We start from the raw sequence: 20030 nt of genomic DNA, 5'->3' as shown, positions 1-20030 counted from the left end.
GGATCCGTTGGGCACGGGCTGCGCCGGACCGGCCGGGAACGGCGGGCCGAGCGCCGTCCCGTCAACTTCGGAAGGCCATGCCCACTCGTGTGAGCGACACGGTTTGTCCACACCCCCCGGGTTATCCACAGGGTTCCGGTAATTTCCGCGCGTTCGCCGCAGGACTCCTACCGTCCTCGGCATGACGACCATGGGCCTGGGCGCGGCGAAGCGCCAAGCGATCAACGAGACGGTACGGCTGCGGATGGCGGCGCTGCTGCCGACGGTCGACGAGCCGGTCGGCGGGCCGATGGGCGGCCGGGGCGCCGGGGTGGGCGGAGGCGGAGGGGGTTCCCCGGGGCCGGCACCGGGAGCGGCCTCGTCCGTGACGGACGAGCGACCGGCGACGGGGCCGCCGACAGGTGGGGCGCCGTTGCCGCCGGGTACCGAGGGCGGCATCGTGGCGGATCCGGCGGGTGCTGCTGCGGGCCCGCCGGGCGCCGGAGTGCGCCTGCGGTCCGCTCCGTTCGCTTCGGCGGCGGCGCTCGACCGGCGCGCGGTGGCCGGGCTGGTGATCCTGCTGCTGTTCGCGGTCGGCTACGCCGTCCAGCACTTCTGGCTGGCCAGGCCGGAGACGGTCGCTGTTCCCGCGCTGGCGGCCGCCTCGGCGCTGCCGGGGGCGGACACGGCGGCCCCCGTCGATGCGGTGTCAGGGGCGGGTGCGGTCGGGGCGGGTACCGCCGTGCCCGGCGAGGCCGCGCCCGGTGCCGCTGTGTCCGGTGTCGCCGCCGGAGCGGCCGTCGTGATCGATGTCGGCGGGCGGGTCCACGTCCCCGGCCTGCACACCCTGCCCGGCGGCTCCCGGGTGGCCGACGCCCTGCGGGCCGCGGGCGGTGTGCTGCCGGAGACGGACACCCGGAGCCTCAACCTGGCCAGGATCCTGACGGACGGTGAGCAGCTGCTGGTCGGCGAGCAAGCCGCCCAGGCTCCTGCCCCGGCCGCCGGTTCCGGGCCCGGAACCGGAACCGGGTTGCCTGGCCCCGCCGCACCCCGACCACCCGTCAGCCTCAACCGCGCCACCCTCGAACAGCTCGACACCCTCCCCGGCGTCGGTCCCACCCTCGCCCAGCGCATCCTCGCCTACCGCGCCTCGCACGGCTCCTTCCGCTCCCTCGACCAGCTCCGGCAGGTCAGCGGCATCGGCGTCCGCACGTACACGGAACTCCGTCCGCTGCTCACGCTCTGACGCTCCCCTGCCCGTCCCCTCACCACGAAGGGAGGTCCCGCCGTGTCCGCGGCCACCGCATCGATCCCGCACCTCCGCTCCCCGGGTGCCGACTTCCGGCTGCTGCTGCCCGCCGTCTCGGCCTGGGCGGTCACGGCGGCGCTCCTGGGCCTGGAACCGGGGTACGAGGTCGCCGTCTTCGCGGCGGCGGGCGTCGCCGTGCTCACGGCCGTCCCGCTGCTCATCCGGTCGGGAGTCCTGCGCCGGCGCGGGGCCGCGGTGACCCTGGCCGCCGTCCTGCTCACCGGCGCGGCGGCCGCGATCGCGACCCCGCTGCACACGCTCGACCTGCACCGGGGGCCGCTGCCCGAACTCGCCCGCGCGGCCGAGCACGCCGCGCCGGGGCCGCCGGCCGCGCCCGCCCGGGCGGTGGAGGCGGAGCTGACCATCGCGGGAGACCCCGAGGTCCACACCTCCCGGGGCGGAACCACCGGCGGGCAGACGCTCCTCACCGTGGCCGCGGTGGTCGACCGTGTCGTCCTGCTCCCCGACGGGCCGACCACCCGGACGCGGACACCCGTGACCGTCATGGTCCGAGGTGCGGCCGGCGAGCCCTGGCAGCGGGTGCTCCCGTCCGAGCGACTGGCCGTGGAGGCCGAGGTGCAGTCGGCGGGGGAGGGCCGCGGCACCGAGTCCGCTGCGCTGCTGGTCGTCCACGGCCCGCCACGGCAGCTGGCGCCACCGAGCCTGCCGCAGCGGATCGCCGGACGGCTGCGCGAGGGCCTGCGCACGGCCACCGATGGGCTTCCGCCGGACGCGCGCGGGCTGCTCCCCGGCCTGGTCGTCGGAGACACCTCACGCCTGCCCGACGACCTCGAAGACGCGTTCAAGGCCACCGACCTGGTCCACCTGGTGGCGGTCAGCGGGGCCAACCTGGCGATCGTCCTCGGCGCGCTGCTGGGCGCGCCCGGCCAGGCCGGCACCCCGGAACGGCGCGGGCTCGCCGCGGTACTGGGGTTGTCGCTGCGCACCGGCGCCCTGCTCGGCACCGGGCTGACGCTGGCCTTCGTGACGGTCTGCCGCCCCGAGCCCAGTGTGCTGCGGGCGGCCGGGACGGGGCTGATCGGCATGCTGGCCCTGGCCACCGGCCGTCCCCGCCGGGCCGTGCCCGCGCTCGCCGGAGCCGTGCTGGTGCTGGTGTTGCTGGACCCGTTCCTGTCGCGCTCGTTCGGCTTCCTGCTCTCGGTGCTCGCCACGGCCGGGCTGCTCGTCCTCGGTCCGCACTGGGCCGAGGCCTTGCGGGCCCGGCGCTGGCCCCACCACCTGGCGGGCGCCCTCGCCGCGACGGCGGCTGCGCAGGCGCTGTGCGCGCCGGTGACGGTGGTGCTGTCCGGGCACATCAGCCTGGTCGGCATCCCCTGCAACCTGCTCGCCGAGCCGGCGGTGGCCCCGGCGACGCTGCTCGGCTTCGGAGTGCTCGTCCTGCAGCCGCTCCTCCCGGACCCGGCCCGCCTGCTCGCGGTGCCGGCTGGGGTTCCAGCCGGCTGGCTGGCCCTCGTCGCGCGCCGCGGCGCCGAGCCTTCGGGTGGCCAACTGGCTTGGCCAGGAGGCTGGTTCGGAACGGTGACGGTCGCGCTGGCCGTGCTGGCGCTCTGCTGGGCGGCGCCACTCCTGCTGCCCCGGCGGGGGGAGCCCGGCATCCGGGCGCCCGCCCGACGCCGCGGGGTGCGGGTGCTGGTGACGGGGGCACTGCTGGTGGTCCTGGTGGTCGTCCTGCTGCGCCCACCGCAACTCGCCCGGATCGCCACCGGCTGGCCACCTCCGGGATGGCGTCTGGCGATGTGCGACGTCGGCCAGGGCGACATGTTGGCCCTGTCGGCCGGTGCGCCGGACAGTGCGGTGGTGATCGATGCCGGGCCGGATCCGAATGCCGCCGACAGGTGCCTGCGCGACCTCGGCGTCACGACGGTGCCGCTGCTACTGCTGACGCACTTCCATGCGGACCATGTCGAGGGCGTGCCAGGGGTGTTGAGGGGTCGCAAGGTCGGTGCGGTCGAAGGTACGACGCTGGACGAGCCGCCGGGCGAGGCGGCCCGGGTGGCGGGCTGGGCCGCCGGGGCCGGTGTTCCGTTGCTGAGGGCCGGCCGTGGTGAACGGCGGTCGATGGGGGCCGAGTTGGCCTGGGACGTGGTGTGGCCCGTTCCCGGGTCGGGCGTCGAGGCGCCCGGCGCGAACAACGCGAGCGTCGCACTGATGGTGACACTGACTGGAGGACTACGGATGGCACTGCTCGGAGATCTCGAACCGCCGGCCCAGTCGGCCCTGTCCGGCCGCCTGGGGCGGGTCGACGTCCTGAAGGTCGCGCACCACGGCTCGGCCCACCAGGACTGGGGCCTGGCCGGCGCCCTGCGACCCCGACTGGCCCTCATCTCCTGCGGGGAGGGCAACGCGTACGGACACCCCTCCCCGAAGACGGTCGACCGGCTGCGTGCGCTCGGCGCGACCGTGCTCCGGACCGACCGGGCGGGCGACATCGCGGTGACCGGCGATTCGCCGGCCACCCTCGGTGTGGCCGTCCATCCGCAGCCCGCCCACGCGGCCCAGAAGGCCCACAAGCCGCGCGCCCTCGGCGCGACCGACTCGGCCGCCCTCACCCGCCCCGAGCAGTCCCCGGGCACACCGCGGGCCCCGCCCGCGTGACCCCCGCCGCTCTCCTCCTCCCAACCCCGAAGTGGGGGAAGGGAAAGGGGTTGGGGGTTGGGGTTGGAGGAGGAGTGGCGGGGCGGGGCCAGGAGAAACGTTTCGGCGCGCTCCGGGCTCGGCCCGGAGCGCGCGAGAAGGTCAAGGAGCAAAATTGGCCCCCAAGAGCGGGTTCCTCCGCCCCCGCCCCGCCGTGCCCCCGCCCTGCCCTCCGCCCCGCAGCACCTCGCGGAACCCGGGGGAGCAAGATTCCCCCCCCGCCTGGCAGGGCCTGGCCTGGCCGCCCGGTCAGGCCTCCTCGCGCCAGCCCTCGTTGTCGGCGGCCAGGGTGTCGAGCACGTGCAGCAGGTCGGGGGTCCAGCCGCTGTCCGGGGCTTCGACCACGACGAGCCACTGGGCGTCCTCGGCGTCGTCCTCGCCCGCGAGCGCGTCGCGCACGATCTCGACCTCGCCGAGGTCCGGTTGGGTGGCGCCGAGCTCCTCGGCGGCTTCATCGGCGGCGTCGCGGTCGGGCAGGACGAGCAGCTGCCGGGCGTGGGGGTCGTCGACGGTCGGGAGGTCGGTGGCGTGGTTCTCGATCACCCGGCCATTGTCCAGGCCGCCCGGCGCGGCCGATCGGGCGGGAGGGAGTGTCCGCGGCCCGTGGGATGCTGGTAGGCGATGGCCAGGAAGAGTGCACCCGACGACCTGCTCGCCCCGCTGACCCTCGCGGTCGGCCAGGAGGAGCTGCTGCTGGACCGTGCGGTCGCCCAGGTGGTGGCGGCGGCGAAGGCGGCGGACCCGGACACCGACGTACGGGACTTGCCGCCCGGCGGCCTGCAGCCCGGCAGCCTGGCCGAGCTGACCACGCCGTCGCTGTTCGCCGAGCGCAAGGTCATCGTCGTCCGGGCCGCCCAGGACCTCTCGGCCGACTCGGTGAAGGAGGTCAAGGCCTACATCGAGGCGCCGGCCGATGAAGTGATCATGGTGTTGGTGCATGCCGGCGGTGCCAAGGGCAAGGGCCTGCTGGACGCCGGGCGCAAGGCGGGCGGCCGCGAGGTGGCCTGCGCCAAGCTGGCCAAGGCGAGCGAACGGCTCGCGTTCGTCAAGGGCGAGTTCCGCGCGCTCGGCCGCTCGGCGACCCCGGAGGCCAGCCAGGCGCTCCTGGACGCGCTCGGCAGCGACCTGCGGGAGCTGGCGGCCGCGTGCCACCAGCTGACCTCGGACGTCGAGGGCACGATCGACGAGACGGTGGTGGCCCGCTACTACAGCGGCCGGGCCGAGGCGACGGGCTTCGAGGTGGCCGACCTCGCGGTCACCGGCCGGGCCGCCGAGGCGCTGGAGCGGCTGCGCTGGGCACTGGCCGTCGGCCAGCCGCCGACCGGCATCACCTACGCGCTGGCCTCCGGCGTGCGCAGCATCGGGCGACTGGCGACGACCGGGCGGAACATGCGCCCGGCCGACCTGGCGCGCGAGTTGGGCATGCCACCGTGGAAGGTCGACCGGGTCCGCCAGCAGATGCGCGGCTGGACGGGCGACGCCGTGGCCACCGCACTGACCGCGATCGCCCAGGCCGACGCCGCCGTCAAGGGCGGCTCCGACGACCCGGCCTTCGCCCTGGAGCGCGCGGTGGTCGCCGTGGCCCGGGCCGCACGGGCCGGCTCCCGCCCCGCCTACTGACGCCTGTCGACGCGGCGGGGCCCGGCGCAGCCCGGCGCGGACGCCGGAGCCCCCGGCCGGAGGGGGCCTACTTCCGCATGGCCCGGACGGCGTCCTGGCCGTCGGACTGCAGGATGCTCCGCAGCTCGTCCTTGGACGGCGGCTTGGCCTTCCCCTCGGTGTAGCTGGCGCTGTAGTTGATGTAGTAGGTCATCCCGCCGTCGCGGATGTCCAACTCGGCGTAGACGCTGTGGTACTTGTCCGAGCCGTCGTCCTTGTACAGGAAGTACGCTTCCTCGCCGATCCCGGAGATGTCGGTGACCTGGTAGCCGCGGGCCCGGTAGAGCTCCTTGTTGGCATCCAGCTCGGGCGCAGGGTTGACCGCCTTGTGCAGGTCGGCGCGCAGGTAGACCGAGGCGTACTCGCTGTCGCTGTTGCCGCCCGTGCGCTTGAGGCTCATCGAGCAGTTCATGCTGTCCAGGGCCGGGTTCCGGTCGGTGTGGTGGGTCGGCGCGGAGGTGTCCGAGACGGAGTACGTCTGCAGCAGCTTGGTGGGCTTCCCGGTGGTGCAGAAGTCGTCCGAGAGGTGGTAGCTGCCGAGGCTGCGCGGAGACGAGTTGCTGCTGACCATGCCGGGGACGACCATCACGGCGGCGGTCCAGCCGGCCGAGGCGAGGATGGCGCCTACGAAGGCCCAGACGGCGTTGCGCCGCAGGTTCCCCCCGGAGCCAGGCGCACGGCCTCCCGGCGTCATCGGCATCCCGGGAGTGGTCGGCATCCCGGACGGCGCGGGCATTCCCGACGGCGCCGGCATCCCCGGCGCGGCGGGCAATCCGGGCGGCGGCCCGAACCCCGAAGCCCCCGGGACCGGCTGCGCCCCCGGGACCGGCTGCGCTCCGGCGCCCGGCGTCTGCTGAGGGAATCCGTACCCCGGCCCGTTCGGTGCCGGCGGTGGCGTCGGTGGCGTCGTCATGTGGTTCTCTCCCCCTGAGCTCGGCGTCGGGGCGCTCCCCCGCACCTCGATCGCACCTGACCGACCATAGCGGCCGGACCGGGAAACGCGACAGGCGCCGCAGTGGCCTCCGGGGAAGAGGCGGACTGCGACGCCTGTCGTACTGCTCTGTGCACCGCACCCGCGTGGCGAACGCAGGCCGCGTGCGGTGCGAGTCTCGCGCGCCTCAGGGGTCCGGGTAGAGGGCCGGGCCGTCCCGAGGCGGTCGGGGGTTCACACCCCCGGAAGGCGTCAGGCCTGGGCGGCGGTGTTGACGCGCTTGGTGATGGCCGACTTCTTGTTGGCGGCCTGGTTGGCGTGGATGACGCCCTTGCTCACGGCCTTGTCCAGCGCCTTGGAGGCGGCGCGGGCCAGCACGACGGCCTTCTCGGTCTCGCCGGCGGCGGCGGCCTCACGGGCCTTGCGCAGAGCGGTCTTCAGCGAGGACTTGACGGCCTTGTTGCGCAGGCGCGCCTTCTCGTTGGTCTTGTTGCGCTTGATCTGGGACTTGATGTTCGCCACGAAGGAGCCTCAGTCTGTCTAAAGGTTCTGAACGGGATCACACCGGCGGCCGTCGGTCCAGCTGAGAGGGCATGCCGAGGCCAGGTGCAGCTGACCACGCTACCAGGGGCCCGCCGCCCGCCCCAAACCGGCCGCTCGCCTCAGCGGCGTGGCCGTGCGGTTCAGGGCCGTACCGGTTCAGGGCCGGACGGTTCAGGGCCGGACGGGCTCGGGGGCGGCGGGGCCGCTGCCGACCGGGGCGACCGGCGCGGTCGGCGCCGGCGCACCGGGCAGGCCGGCCGCACCGGGCGCCGGAGCGCCGCCCTGGGCGGGGATCGGAGCGCCGGTCCCGCCGGCCCCCGGGGTGTCGGCCGGGCCCTCGGTGCGCCGCTTGAGCCAGGCGAGGAACCGTCGGCCGAGCTTCTGGAACGGCACCTCGACCAGCCGGTACATCAGGTAGCTGACCGCGAGCGTGACGGCCAGGAACGTGAGCGTGAACACGATCGCGAACTTGGCCGACTTCGGCGCCGGCGTCCCCTGGAACAGCCACGGCATGCCGTAGAGCCAGTCCATGCCGTCGATGACCAGCCAGTGCAGCAGGTAGACCGAGTAGCTGACGGTGCCCAGCCAGGTGAGCACCTTCGGGAAGCGGCGCTTCTTCAGCGTCATGCCGAGGATCAGCACGATCCAGGCCCCGGCGTAGGCGAAGGACCAGGCCATCCAGCTGGTGGTCCAGGTCCGCCACAGCGCGTCCCCGTGGTTGTACATGCGTCCGCCGAGCACCCCGGCGAGGAAGACGAAGCCGCAGTAGGCGACGGCCTGGATGCGGTCGATCTGGCCGTGTTCCGCGCGGTAGATGACGGTCCCGGCGAACATGGTCGCGAAGATCATCATCGTCTCGAACATCGCGGACCGGCTGCTGCCGAACGCCAGCAGGAAGCCGAGCACGCCGAGCAGCAGGGCCCCGGTGCGGGTGAGCTGGGAGTTGCCGCTGATGGCGCAGAGCAGGCCCATCACCGCGACGAGGCCGGTGGCCAGCACCAGGTTCTCGGTCGACAGTCCCTGCTTGGCCAGGTTCGCCGGGGAGAGCACCCCGCCGAGCAGGACCGCGCAGGCGGCGAACCCCACCGCGATCGGCCCGCTCTGCCGGTGCTTGCGGAGCACGAACAGGGCGGAGACGAAGTAGTAGAACACCATCTCGTAGGTGAGGCTCCACATGATGCCGATGGCGTTGGGTACGCCCAGCAGGTCCTGGAGCAGCAGGCTGTTGGCCCCGAGCGAGAGCAGCGGCCGGTCGAAGACGGACCGGTCGATCATCATGTTGTGCCCGGCCGGGAGGATCACCAGCGCCGCGACGAGCCCGACGATGAGCGCCGGGTAGATGCGGAAGACCCGGCCGACCCAGAACGCCTGCATGTCGCCGCGGCGCTCCAGGGAGGCGGGCACGATGTAGCCGCTGACCAGGAAGAACAGCATCACCCCGAACAGGCCGAGGTCGAAGCGGTGGGTCAGTGCCGCGCCGTGCGGGACGAAGAACCGCAGTCCGAAGTGGTGCATCGCCACGGCGAGGGCGGCGAGCCCGCGCAGCGCGTCCAGCCAGCCGAGCCTCGCCGGGGCCGCCTGGGCCTTGCCTTGCCGTCTCATCCGCGCTCCGTGGGGCACGCGGCTCAGTTCGATGCGTCTCACGGCTGGGCAGATTAGCTTACGGATCGATTGACCCGGCATACCCGCGGGTAGGCCCGATCGGACCAGAGCGGCTCGGGGTGGCTCCGGGCGGGCGGGCGTGAGCACTGCCTCCGTGTGGCGACCTAGGCGTCGACCAGGGGCTCGCCGTAGTGCTCGACCTCCGGGAACGGGCGGTAGAAGTGGTGCAGCAGGGCGCGCCAGCGCTGGTACTCGGGGGAGCGGCGGAACCCTTCCGTGTGGTCGGCGAGCGTCTCCCACTCGACCTGGAGGAGGAAGCGCGAGCCGCGCCCCTCGTCGAGGCAGCGCCGTAGCTGCAGCGAGCGGAAGCCCCGCTGGACGGTGATCAGGGGGCGGGCCTCGGCGAAGGCGGCGAGGAACTCGTCCTCCCGGCCGGGCAGGACGTCGAGCAGGGCGCTTTCGAGGATCACGGGAGGCCATCCTGCCGCCCGGGGGGCGGTCGGCGGAAGGTCTGCGAGCCGCTGTCGGACAGCCGTCGGACAGCCGTCGGACGGCCGGCGGAAGGCCCGCGGAAGGACGGACGGTGCCCGAACGGCAGCACGGCCCGCGCTCGTGGGAAGATGGGAGGAACTATTTCGATCGGACGAGACTGTCCGGTCCCCGGGAAGCCGGTCAGCGATGACCCGGACACCCCCGGCCCCGGACCAACGGAGAATCGGACCAAGGTGCCCGCGACCCCCAGCAATGTGCCAGAGCCCAGCCGTACCGACCCGGCGCTGATCCGCAACTTCTGCATCATCGCCCACATCGACCACGGCAAGTCGACGCTCGCAGACCGGATGCTGCAGATCACCGGCGTCGTCGACCCCCGGCAGATGCGTGCCCAGTACCTCGACCGCATGGACATCGAGCGTGAGCGCGGCATCACCATCAAGTCGCAGGCGGTCCGCCTCCCGTGGGCGCCGAGGACCGGTTCGGACGCCGGGACGACGCACATCCTCAACATGATCGACACCCCCGGCCACGTGGACTTCACGTACGAGGTGTCCCGCTCCCTCGCCGCGTGCGAGGGCACCGTCCTGGTGGTCGACGCGGCCCAGGGCATCGAGGCGCAGACCCTCGCCAACCTGTACCTGGCGCTGGAGAACGACCTCACGATCGTCCCGGTGCTGAACAAGATCGACCTGCCGGCCGCCCAGCCGGAGAAGTACGCCGAGGAGATCGCGCACATCATCGGCTGCGACCCGGCCGACGTGCTCAAGGTCAGCGCCAAGACCGGCCTCGGCGTCGAGGACCTGCTGGACCACATCGTCAACACCGTCCCGGCCCCGGTCGGCGTCAAGGACGCCCCGGCCCGCGCGATGATCTTCGACTCGGTGTACGACTCCTACCGTGGCGTCGTCACCTACGTCCGTGTCGTGGACGGCCAGCTGACCAAGCGCGAGCGCATCGCGATGATGTCCACCGGCGCCACCCACGAGCTGCTGGAGATCGGCGTCATCTCGCCCGAGCCGAAGGTCGCCGACGGCCTCGGCGTCGGCGAGGTGGGCTACATCATCACCGGTGTGAAGGACGTCCGGCAGTCCAAGGTCGGTGACACGATCACGTCGATGCACAAGGGCGCGACCGAGCCGCTCGGCGGCTACAAGGACCCGCGCCCGATGGTGTTTTCCGGCCTCTACCCGCTGGACGGCTCGGACTACCCGCTGCTGCGCGACGCCCTCGACAAGCTGCGCCTCAACGACGCCGCGCTGGTCTACGAGCCGGAGACCTCGGTCGCGCTCGGCTTCGGCTACCGCTGCGGCTTCCTCGGCCTGCTGCACCTGGAGATCATCCGGGAGCGCCTGGAGCGCGAGTTCAACCTCGACCTGATCTCCACCGCCCCCAACGTGGTCTACCGGGTGATCATGGAGGACGGCACCGAGCACACCGTCACCAACCCGAGCGAGTTCCCCGTCGGCAAGATCGCCGAGGTGTACGAGCCGGTCGTGCGCGGCACCATCCTGGCGCCCAACGAGTTCGTCGGCGCGATCATGGAGCTCTGCCAGTCCCGCCGTGGCGCCCTGCAGGGCATGGACTACCTCTCCGAGGACCGGGTCGAGCTGCGCTACACCCTCCCGCTCGCGGAGATCGTCTTCGACTTCTTCGACCAGCTGAAGTCCAAGACCCGCGGCTACGCCTCGCTCGACTACGAGCCCATCGGCGAGCAGACCGCCGACCTGGTCAAGGTCGACATCCTGCTGCACGGCGACGCGGTGGACGCCTTCTCCGCGATCGTCCACAAGGACAAGGCCTACGGCTACGGCGTGATGATGGCGGGCAAGCTGCAGAAGCTGATCCCCCGCCAGCAGTTCGAGGTGCCGATCCAGGCCGCGATCGGCTCCCGGGTGATCGCCCGTGAGACGGTCCGCGCGATCCGCAAGGACGTCCTCGCCAAGTGCTACGGCGGTGACATCTCGCGTAAGCGCAAGCTGCTGGAGAAGCAGAAGGAAGGCAAGAAGCGGATGAAGATGGTCGGCCGCGTGGAGGTCCCGCAGGAGGCCTTCATCGCCGCGCTGTCCACCGACGCCGAGGCGCCGAAGGAAAAGAAGTAACCGAGGCGCGCCGAAGGGCCCGGGCATTGCGCCCGGGCCCTTTTCGCGTCCCCGGAGACCCCCGGAGACCCCCGGAGACCGTTCCCCGAAAGACCTCTTCCCGAAGGGCCTTGCCCGAACGGCCCTTCCCCGAAAGGCCGTTCCCCGAGGGCTACTTCAGCGCGCTGAAGACGGCGGCGACGATCCCGGCCTTGGCCAACCGCCCGGCGGTGCCGGTGAACACGGTGGGCTTCATCGAGTCGTCCGGGTGCACCAGCTGGAGCAGCCCGTCCCGCCGGCCGAGGCTCACGCACTGGACGACGTACCGGAACGAGAACGGCTTCGCGGTGCGCCCGTCGAGCAGCTTGCCGACGTACTGGCCCTGCGGCAGGGCGGTGGCGCAGCCCATCCGCAGGGTGCCGACGCCGGGGACGGTGACGGCGGCGGCGTCGCCGATCACGTGGACGTCGGGGTGCGAGACCGACCGCAGGTGGTCGTCCACCAGGGCCCGGCCGCGCTCGTCCACGGCCAGGCCGGCCTCGGCGGCGAGCGGGTGCGGCTCCATCGAGGCGGCCCAGACGGTGAGGTCGGCGTCGATCGGGCCGGCGGTGGTGCGCGGCCCGTCGGGGGTGGCCGCGGTGACGGTGGTGTTCTCGTGGACGGCGACGCCGAGCCGGTCGAGGACGCGCCGGACGTGGGCGCGGCCCTTGGGTGAGTAGATGCCGCCGACCTGGCCGGCCGCGACGATCCGCACCCGCCAGTCGGGGTGGGCCTCGGCGAGTTCGGTGGCCAGTTCGATGCCGGTGGCGCCGCCGCCGACCACGGCGAGGGTGCCGGGGCGGTCGGCCTCGCGGATCCGGCGCCGGACCTCGGCGGCGCGTTCCGCGGAGAAGGCGTGTTCGACGGCGCCGGGGACGTCGTGCCAGGCGGTGCGGCTGCCGAGGGCGTAGACCAGGGTGTCGTACGCGAGGCTGGCGCCGTCGTCGAGCAGGACCTTGTGCCCGGCGAGGTCGAGTTCGACGGCCCGGCCCCGCTGGTGGCGGATCCGGCGGCCGCGGGTCAGTTCGCCGATGGCGGGCCAGTCGCGTCCGCGTCCGGCGGCGGTCTCGTGTTGGCGGATGCGGTGCAGGAGCCGTTCCTCGGGGGCGACCAGGGTGACGGTGTGGTGCCGTCCGGCGCCCTTGGCCGCGGTGAGTCCGGCGTACCCGGCGCCCAGTACGACGATCCGCTTCCCGGTGCTGGTGGTGCTGCTCATGTCGTCCGCCTCCGTTCCGTGCGCCCTCGTGGAGCGCTGTTCGGGAAGGGGACGACGCGGCCGGTCGGAGTGTGACCGTGATCGGCGTCACTTGTTCGTGGAGTGCGCCAGGGGTCCGTCGGGGGTCCGACAGGGGCGGCCGGCGGGGTTGTTCAGGGGGGTCGTTCAGGGGGCCGTGACGGGGCTGATCCGGCCGAGCTTCTCGGGGTTGACCACGACGTACGTCTCGGTGATCCGTCCGTCGGTCACGGTGAAGGCGAGCACGCCGCCGACGGTGCCGGTGGTCCGGTCGTACCAGACCAGCCCCGGCTCGCCGTTGACCACGGCGTGGCCGGTCGCCACGTCGGAGGTGAACCACTTGGCGATCATGCCGGTCACCAGGCGGGCCACCCGGTCGGCGCCGTGGATCGGGCGGACGCCGGCGCGGATGATGCCGCCGCCGTCGGAGTGCCACACCACGTCCGGGTCGAGGATCTCCATCAGGCCGAGGATGTCGCCCCGGGTGGTGGCGGCGGCGAAGGCCTCGACGGCCTGGCGGTGCTCTGCCGGGTCGGTGCCGCCGCTGCGCCGGCTGCCGTCCTTGACCCGGCGGCGGGCCCGGGAGGCGAGCTGGCGGGCGGCGTCGGGGGAGCGGTCCAGCGAGGTGCCGATCTCGTCGAAGCCGACCGCGAAGACGTCGTGCAGCACGAAGGCGGCCCGTTCGGCCGGGGAGAGCTGTTCCAGGACGGCGAGCAGGGCGAGTGAGACGGACTCGCCGCGTTCGGCGAGTTCGGCGGGGGTGTCCGGGCCCTCGGTGTAGGAGACGGCCGGCTCGGGCAGCCACTCGCCGTAGTAGGACTCCCGGCGGGCCCGGGCGGAGCCGAGCTGGTCGTAGCAGAGCCTGGTGACGACGGTGGTCAGGAAGGCGCGCGGGTCGGTGACGGCGGACCGGTCGGTGGCCTGCCAGCGCAGCCAGGCGTCCTGCAGGACGTCCTCGGCGTCGGTGAAGGATCCGAGCAGCCGGTAGGCGACCGAGCCCAGGTAGCGGCGGTTCGCCTCGAAGGCGTCCGGGGCGGCCGGGAACTGGTCGTCGATCACGCGCCCAAGGTAGCGCCCGGCGGCTCCCGTTGCGAAGACCCCGATCTGACGTCCCCTGACACCGGTGGCGGGTCCCCGCCCGCGCGGGCCGCGGACGAAGGGACCGCCCGCGAAGGCCGCGGATGAAGGCCGCACCCGCAAGGCCGCACCCGCAAGGCCGCGGACGGGAAGGCCGCACCCGCGAAGGCCGCACCCGCAAGGCCGCACCCGCGAAGGCCGTGCCCGCGGAGACCGCGGACGCGACGGGCCGGGGCGGAAGGTCCCGCCCCGGCCCGTCGCCGGCCACTGTCCGCCCGGTGTCAGTCCACCTCGGCCACGGCCTGCGCGAACTGCGCCTGGTAGAGCCGGGCGTAGGCGCCGTCGGCGGCGATCAGCTCGTCGTGCGAGCCCTGTTCCACGATCGAGCCGTTCTCCATCACCAGGATCACGTCGGCGTCCCGGATGGTGGAGAGCCGGTGGGCGATCACGAAGCTGGTGCGGCCGGTGCGCAGCCGGGCCATGGCCCGCTGGATGAGCACCTCGGTGCGGGTGTCGACGGAGCTGGTCGCCTCGTCCAGGACCAGGATGGACGGCTGGGCGAGGAAGGCGCGGGCGATGGTGATCAGCTGCTTCTCGCCGGTGCTGACGCCGGCGCCCTCGTCGTCGATGACGGTGTCGTAGCCGTCCGGCAGGGTGCGCACGAAGCGGTCGACGTGGGCGGCCTTGGCGGCTTCGACGACCTGTTCGCGGGTGGCGCCCTGGGCGCCGTAGGCGATGTTGTCGGCGATGGTGCCGCCGAACAGCCAGGTGTCCTGGAGGACCATGCCGATGCCGGAGCGCAGGTCCTCGCGGGACATCGCGGAGATGTCGACCCCGTCGAGGGTGATCCGTCCGGAGCTGACCTCGTAGAACCGCATCAGCAGGTTGACGAGGGTGGTCTTCCCGGCGCCGGTGGGGCCGACGATGGCGACGGTGTGGCCGGGTTCGACCTTGAGCGAGAGGTCCTCGATGAGGGGCTTGTCGGGGTCGTAGCGGAAGGAGACGTCCTGGAAGGAGACCCGGCCGCGTACGGCGTCCGGCTTCTCGGGCATGGCGGGTTCGGGGCTCTGCTCGGTGGCGTCGAGCAGTTCGAAGACGCGCTCGGCGGAGGCGACGCCGGACTGCACCAGGTTGGCCATGCTGGCGACCTGGGTGAGCGGCTGGCTGAACTGCCGGGAGTACTGGATGAAGGCCTGCACGTCGCCGATGGACAGTGCGCCGCTCGCCACCCGCAGGCCGCCGACGACGGCGACCAGGACGTACTGCAGGTTGCCGATCAGCATCATGGCGGGCTGGATGATCCCGGAGATGAACTGGGCCTTGTAGCTGGCCTCGTAGAGCGCCTCGTTGTGCTCGCGGAAGGTCTCGGCGGCCTCGCGCCGGCGGCCGAACACCGTGACCAGGGTGTGGCCGGTGTACATCTCCTCGATGTGGGCGTTGAGTTGGCCGGTGGACTTCCACTGCTGGACGAACTGCGGCTGTGCCCGCTTGCCGACCTTGGTGGCGACGACGACCGAGACCGGTACGGAGATCAGGGCGATCAGGGCGAGCAGCGGGGAGATCCAGAACATCATGGCCAGCACGCCGACCACGGTGAGCAGCGAGTTGACGACCTGTCCCATGGTCTGCTGCATGGACTGGCCGATGTTGTCGATGTCGTTGGTGACGCGGCTGAGCACCTCGCCGCGCGGCTGCTTGTCGAAGTAGCTGAGCGGCAGTCGGGCCAGTTTGGCTTCGACGTCCTGGCGCAGCCGGTAGCTGGCGAGCTGGATCGCCTTGGTGGCGAGTCGGCCCTGGAAGATGCCGAAGACGGCGGAGGCGATGTAGATGCCGAGCACCCAGAGCAGGACGGTGCCGATGGCGCCGAAGTCCATGCCCTGGCCGGGGGTGAAGTCGACGGTGGAGAGCAGGTCGGCGACGCCGCCTTCGCCGTGGGCGCGCAGGCCGTCGATGACCTGGGCCTTGGAGGTGCCGGGTGCGAAGCGGGCGCCGACGACGCCGGCGAAGATCAGGTCGGTGGCGGTGCCGAGGATCTTGGGGCCGATGACGGCGCAGCCGACGCCGAGGACGCCGAGGAGGAGGACGCCGACGAGGAGGTTGCGTTCGGGGCGCAGCAGGCCGAGGACGCGTTTGCCGGAGCCCTTGAAGTCCATGGACTTCTCGGCGCCCTGGCCGCCCATGAAGCGGCCGGGTCCGGCGGGTCCGCGGCGGGCGGCGGCGGCCTGGGAGTCGCTGGGGAGCCGGGTGTCGGCCTTCTTCAGGTCGGCTTTCCCGGTCCCGGTCCCGGTCCCGGTCCCGGTCCCGGTCCCGGTCCCGGTCCCGGTGCCGGTGCCGGTGTCCTGCGTCGCGGTGTCCTGCGTCGTCGTGGGCTTTCCGGGGCTGGTCACGCCGCCTCCTGCTCGGTGAGCTGGGAGAGCACGATCTCCCGGTACGTCGGGTTGTCGGCCATCAGTTCGTGGTGGGTGCCGGTGCCGACGACGGCGCCTTCGTCGAGGACGATGATCCGGTCGGCGTCGCGGATGGTGGACACGCGCTGGGCGACGATCAGGACGGTGGCGTCGGAGGTCTCGCGGGTGAGGGCCTTGCGCAGTTTGGCGTCGGTGGCGTAGTCGAGGGCGGAGAAGGAGTCGTCGAAGAGGTAGACGGAGGGTTTGCGGACCAGGGCGCGGGCGATGGCGAGGCGTTGGCGCTGGCCGCCGGAGACGTTGCTGCCGCCTTGGGCGATGGGGGCGTCGAGGCCTTCGGGGAGTTTCTCGACGAAGTCCTTGGCCTGGGCGATCTCCAGGGCGTGCCAGAGTTCCTCGTCGGTGGCGTCGGGTCGGCCGTAGCGGAGGTTGCTGGCGACGGTGCCGGTGAAGAGGTAGGGCTTCTGGGGGACGATGCCGACGTTTTCGGCGATCGCGTCGGCGGCGAGGTCGCGGACGTCGATGCCGTCGAGCAGGACCTGGCCGGAGGTGACGTCGAAGAGGCGGGGGACGAGGCCGAGCAGGGTGGACTTGCCGCTGCCGGTGGAGCCGATGATGGCGGTGGTCTCGCCGGGGCGGGCGGTGAGGTCGATGCCGCGCAGGACGGAGGCTTCGGCGCCGGGGTAGCGGAAGTCGACGTCGCGCAGTTCGAGGTTGCCGAGGCGGGGGGTGTCGGTGACGGGCGTGGCGGGCGGGGTGACGCTGGAGTCGGTGCCGAGGACTTCCTGGACGCGTTCGGCGCAGACCTCGGCGCGGGGCACCATCATGAACATGAAGGTGGCCATCATGACGCTCATCAGGATCTGCAGCAGGTAGGAGAGGAAGGCGGTGAGGGCGCCGATCTGCATGTCGCCGCTGTCGATGCGGTGGGCGCCGAACCAGAGCACGGCGACGCTGGAGACGTTCACGACGAGCATGACGGCCGGGAACATGACGGACATCAGTCGGCCGACGTGGCGGGCGACGTCGGTGAGGTCCTCGTTGGCGGCGCCGAAGCGGGCCTGTTCCTGGTCGTCCTTGACGAAGGCGCGGATGACCCGGATGCCGGTGATCTGTTCGCGCAGGATCCGGTTCACGGTGTCGATCTTCTGCTGCATGCTGCGGAACTGGGGGCGCAGCGCGCGGACGAGCAGGATGACGACGACGGCGAGGGCGGGGATGACGGCGAGCAGCAGGCCGGACAGCGGGACGTCCTGGTTGAGGGCCATGATGATGCCGCCGACGCACATGATCGGTGCGGCGACCATGAGCGTGAAGCTCATCAGGGCGAGCATCTGGATCTGCTGGACGTCGTTGGTGGTGCGGGTGATCAGGGAGGGGGCGCCGAACTGGCTGATCTCGCGGGCGGAGAAGCTCTGTACGCGGTCGAAGACGGCGGCGCGGACGTCCCGGCCGAAGGCCATGGCGACGCGGGCGCCGATGAGGACGGCGCCGATCGAGCAGGCCGCCTGGACGAGGGTCACGCCGATCATCACCCCGCCGACGCGCAGGATGTAGCCGGTGTCGCCCTTGATCACGCCGTCGTCGATGATGTCGGCGTTGAGGGTCGGCAGGTAGAGCGCCGCGAGGGTGGACACCAGCTGGAGGACCACCAGGAGGGTGATCGGTCGGGAGTAGGGGCGCAGGTACGCCCGCAGTAGTCTGATCAGCACTTGCACACTCTTGTCGTCGCCGGTCGGGTTCGCACCCCAATTCTCGTTGTTCTGTAGCGTCGTACAGGCCATTCGGCGTGCGGGAACCGGGGGTTTGCCGGGCTTTTGCCGAACGGTCCGGCAGGTTCGCTCGTTGGTCACTTCGTGGGGTGCGTCGGCGCGGCGCGGTGCGGTCACCGGTGTCGCGGGGGCGTGCCAGCTGGATCCACCCTCTTACGGAATGACCGGTTTCCCCCTAGGCTGCTGGTTGCCCCCTTGTTACTGACCGGTACCGCTCAGGTAAACCCGGGGCCCGGCGACCGCCCCCACGGCCGCCGCGACAATCCCTCAGACGGCCACCCGCCCCCGGAGGTCCTCGTTGAGTTCCGCGCAGTCCCTGATCGACTCCGGCAGGCCCGACCTCGTCGCCGGGCGTCCCGCCTCCGTCGCCCACCTGTTCCTGGAGCGGGTCGCCGCGACCCCGAACGGCGAGGCCTACCGCCACCCGGCCCCGGTCGACGAGCACGCCGCCGACGGCGCGCCCGGCGCGGAGCAGTGGCGTTCGCTGACCTGGGCGCAGACCGCGACCCGGGTGAAGGCGGTGGCGGCCGGTCTGATGGCGCTCGGCATCCAGCCGGAGGACCGGGTCGCCCTGGCGTCGTCCACCCGGATCGAGTGGATCATCGCGGACCTCGGCGCCATGTGCGCGGGCGCCGCGATCACGACCGTCTATCCGAGCACCAACGCGGACGAGACGGCGTTCATCCTATCCGACTCGGGCTCCCGGGCGCTGTTCGCGGAGAACGCCGCCCAGCTGGCGAAGGCCGTCGCACAGATCGACCGGCTGCCCGAGCTGCGCACCGTCATCCTGTTCGACGCCCCGGAGGATGCCCCGGAGGCGGCCGGCCTCGACGTGCTCACCCTGGCGGAGCTGGAGCAGCGCGGCGCCGAGTACCTGGAGCGGCAGCCGGACGCGGTGGAGAAGGCCGTGGCCGGGCTCGACAAGGAGCAGCTGGCGACCCTGATCTACACCTCGGGCACCACGGGCCGTCCCAAGGGCGTGCGGCTGGTGCACGACTGCTGGGCGTACGAGGGCCGGGCGCAGGAGGCCAGCGGGCTGCTGCGGGCCGACGACGTCCAGTTCATGTGGCTGCCGCTGTCGCACGTGTTCGGCAAGACGCTGATCTCCGGGCAGATCGCCACCGGCCACGTGATGGCGGTGGACGGCCGGGTGGACCGGATCATCCACAATCTGCCGGTGATCCGGCCGACCGTCATGGCGTCGGCGCCGCGGATCTTCGAGAAGGTCTACAACGGCATCGCGGGCAAGGCCCGGGCCGAGGGCGGCGCCAAGTACAAGATCTTCCTGTGGGCGGCCAAGGTCGCCCGCGAGCACGCCCGGGCCGTCCAGGAGAGCCGGATCGCCACCGGTGCCGGCACGGCCCCGCTGGGCCTGCGGGTGCAGCACGCGCTGGCCGACAAGCTGGTGTACGCGAAGATCCGGGCGGCATTCGGCGGGCGGCTGCGCGGCGCGGTCTCCGGCAGTGCGGCGCTGGCCCCGGAGATCGGCTACTTCTTCCTGGGCGCCGGGGTGCCGATCCTGGAGGGCTACGGCCTGAGCGAGACCAGCGCCGGTTCCTGCGTCAACCGCGAGGAGGACGTGCGGATCGGCACGGTGGGCCGCCCGCTGCCCGGCACAGAGGTGCGGATCGCCGAGGACGGCGAGATCCTGCTGCGCGGTCCGGGCGTCATGCGCGGCTACCACAACCTGCCGGAGAAGACCGCCGAGGTGCTGGAGGCGGACGGCTGGTTCCACACCGAGGACATCGGCGAGCTCAGCCCGGACGGCTTCCTGCGGATCACCGACCGCAAGAAGGACCTGTTCAAGACGTCCGGCGGCAAGTACGTGGCGCCCAGCGAGGTCGAGGGCAAGTTCAAGGCGGTCTGCCCGTTCGTCAGCAACATCCTGGTGATCGGCAACGGCCGCAACTTCTGCACCGCGCTGATCGGCCTGGACGAGGCGGTCCTCATGCCGTGGGCGGCCGAGCACGGCCTGGCCGGCAAGTCGTACGCCGAGCTGGCCGTCGAGCCGGCCGTGCACGAGCTGATCGAGGGCTTCGTGAAGCGGCTCAACGCGGGGCTGCAGCGCTGGCAGACGATCAAGAAGTTCCACCTGCTGCCGCGCGACCTCGACGTGGAGCACGGCGAGCTCACCCCGAGCCTGAAGATCAAGCGCCCGGTGGTGGAGCGGACCTACGCGGACGCGGTCACCGCGATGTACGCGGGCGCCAACGAGGCCTGACCCGGCCCGTCCCGTACGGTCCGCGCCGTCG

The 20030-nt window shown here is 72.4% G+C and carries 14 protein-coding genes; 5 read left to right on the top strand and 9 right to left on the bottom strand.

The features are described from left to right. Positions 1-181: 181 nt before the first annotated feature. Both ABTY56_RS17645 and ABTY56_RS17640 read left to right on the top strand, forming a co-directional pair. Entirely contained in the window at positions 182-1225 is a 1044-nt protein-coding gene (locus tag ABTY56_RS17645; RefSeq protein WP_350629704.1) for a helix-hairpin-helix domain-containing protein, read from the top strand. 42 nt (positions 1226-1267) lie between these two features. Continuing rightward, positions 1268-3904: a ComEC/Rec2 family competence protein gene (locus ABTY56_RS17640; RefSeq protein ID WP_350629703.1), complete on the top strand. Its 2637-nt coding sequence runs from the start codon at positions 1268-1270 to the stop codon at positions 3902-3904. A 288-nt stretch (positions 3905-4192) separates the two neighbouring features. Here ABTY56_RS17640 and ABTY56_RS17635 read toward each other — a convergent pair whose 3' ends face one another. Continuing rightward, entirely contained in the window at positions 4193-4486 is a 294-nt protein-coding gene (locus ABTY56_RS17635) for a hypothetical protein (RefSeq protein ID WP_350629702.1), read from the bottom strand. A 78-nt stretch (positions 4487-4564) separates the two neighbouring features. Here ABTY56_RS17635 and holA point away from each other — a divergent pair, with 78 nt between their 5' ends. Next, positions 4565-5563: a DNA polymerase III subunit delta gene (gene holA / locus ABTY56_RS17630; RefSeq protein ID WP_350629701.1), complete on the top strand. Its 999-nt coding sequence runs from the start codon at positions 4565-4567 to the stop codon at positions 5561-5563. A gap of 67 nt (positions 5564-5630) precedes the next feature. On the opposite strand, the gene ABTY56_RS17625 is transcribed toward holA, so the two are convergent. The 4 genes from ABTY56_RS17625 to ABTY56_RS17610 all read right to left on the bottom strand — a co-directional run bounded on the left by ABTY56_RS17625 (position 5631) and on the right by ABTY56_RS17610 (position 9148). After that, positions 5631-6302, bottom strand: coding sequence for a hypothetical protein (locus ABTY56_RS17625; RefSeq protein WP_350629700.1), 672 nt, complete (start codon positions 6300-6302; stop codon positions 5631-5633). A 483-nt stretch (positions 6303-6785) separates the two neighbouring features. Beyond that, on the bottom strand, positions 6786-7055 hold the full coding sequence (rpsT, locus tag ABTY56_RS17620; protein WP_329931122.1) for a 30S ribosomal protein S20: 270 nt from the start codon (positions 7053-7055) through the stop codon (positions 6786-6788). A gap of 192 nt (positions 7056-7247) precedes the next feature. Continuing rightward, complete coding sequence (locus ABTY56_RS17615) at positions 7248-8678, bottom strand: acyltransferase family protein (RefSeq protein ID WP_350629699.1); 1431 nt, start codon at positions 8676-8678, stop codon at positions 7248-7250. A 164-nt stretch (positions 8679-8842) separates the two neighbouring features. Further along, complete coding sequence (locus tag ABTY56_RS17610; protein WP_350629698.1) at positions 8843-9148, bottom strand: antibiotic biosynthesis monooxygenase family protein; 306 nt, start codon at positions 9146-9148, stop codon at positions 8843-8845. A 255-nt stretch (positions 9149-9403) separates the two neighbouring features. Here ABTY56_RS17610 and lepA point away from each other — a divergent pair, with 255 nt between their 5' ends. Beyond that, entirely contained in the window at positions 9404-11272 is a 1869-nt protein-coding gene (gene lepA, locus ABTY56_RS17605) for a translation elongation factor 4 (RefSeq protein ID WP_350629697.1), read from the top strand. Between the two features lie 151 nt (positions 11273-11423). On the opposite strand, the gene ABTY56_RS17600 is transcribed toward lepA, so the two are convergent. The 4 genes from ABTY56_RS17600 to ABTY56_RS17585 all read right to left on the bottom strand — a co-directional run bounded on the left by ABTY56_RS17600 (position 11424) and on the right by ABTY56_RS17585 (position 17718). Then, positions 11424-12506 carry an NAD(P)/FAD-dependent oxidoreductase gene (locus ABTY56_RS17600; RefSeq protein ID WP_350629696.1) on the bottom strand — a complete coding sequence of 361 codons (1083 nt, stop codon included), beginning with the start codon at positions 12504-12506 and terminating at the stop codon, positions 11424-11426. A gap of 165 nt (positions 12507-12671) precedes the next feature. Next, entirely contained in the window at positions 12672-13583 is a 912-nt protein-coding gene (gene sigJ / locus ABTY56_RS17595; RefSeq protein ID WP_350629695.1) for an RNA polymerase sigma factor SigJ, read from the bottom strand. A gap of 299 nt (positions 13584-13882) precedes the next feature. Further along, positions 13883-15781, bottom strand: coding sequence for an ABC transporter ATP-binding protein (locus tag ABTY56_RS17590; protein ID WP_350629714.1), 1899 nt, complete (start codon positions 15779-15781; stop codon positions 13883-13885). Positions 15782-15984: 203 nt separating this feature from the next. Next, positions 15985-17718: an ABC transporter ATP-binding protein gene (locus ABTY56_RS17585; protein WP_350629694.1), complete on the bottom strand. Its 1734-nt coding sequence runs from the start codon at positions 17716-17718 to the stop codon at positions 15985-15987. Positions 17719-18076: 358 nt separating this feature from the next. On the opposite strand from ABTY56_RS17585, the gene ABTY56_RS17580 reads away from it, so the two are divergent. Next, complete coding sequence (locus ABTY56_RS17580; protein WP_350629693.1) at positions 18077-19999, top strand: AMP-dependent synthetase/ligase; 1923 nt, start codon at positions 18077-18079, stop codon at positions 19997-19999. Positions 20000-20030: the final 31 nt, after the last annotated feature.

Source organism: Kitasatospora sp. NPDC097691 (assembly GCF_040302665.1).
Taxonomy (GTDB): Bacteria; Actinomycetota; Actinomycetes; order Streptomycetales; family Streptomycetaceae; genus Kitasatospora.
This window is presented reverse-complemented; position numbering and strand designations above follow the sequence as displayed.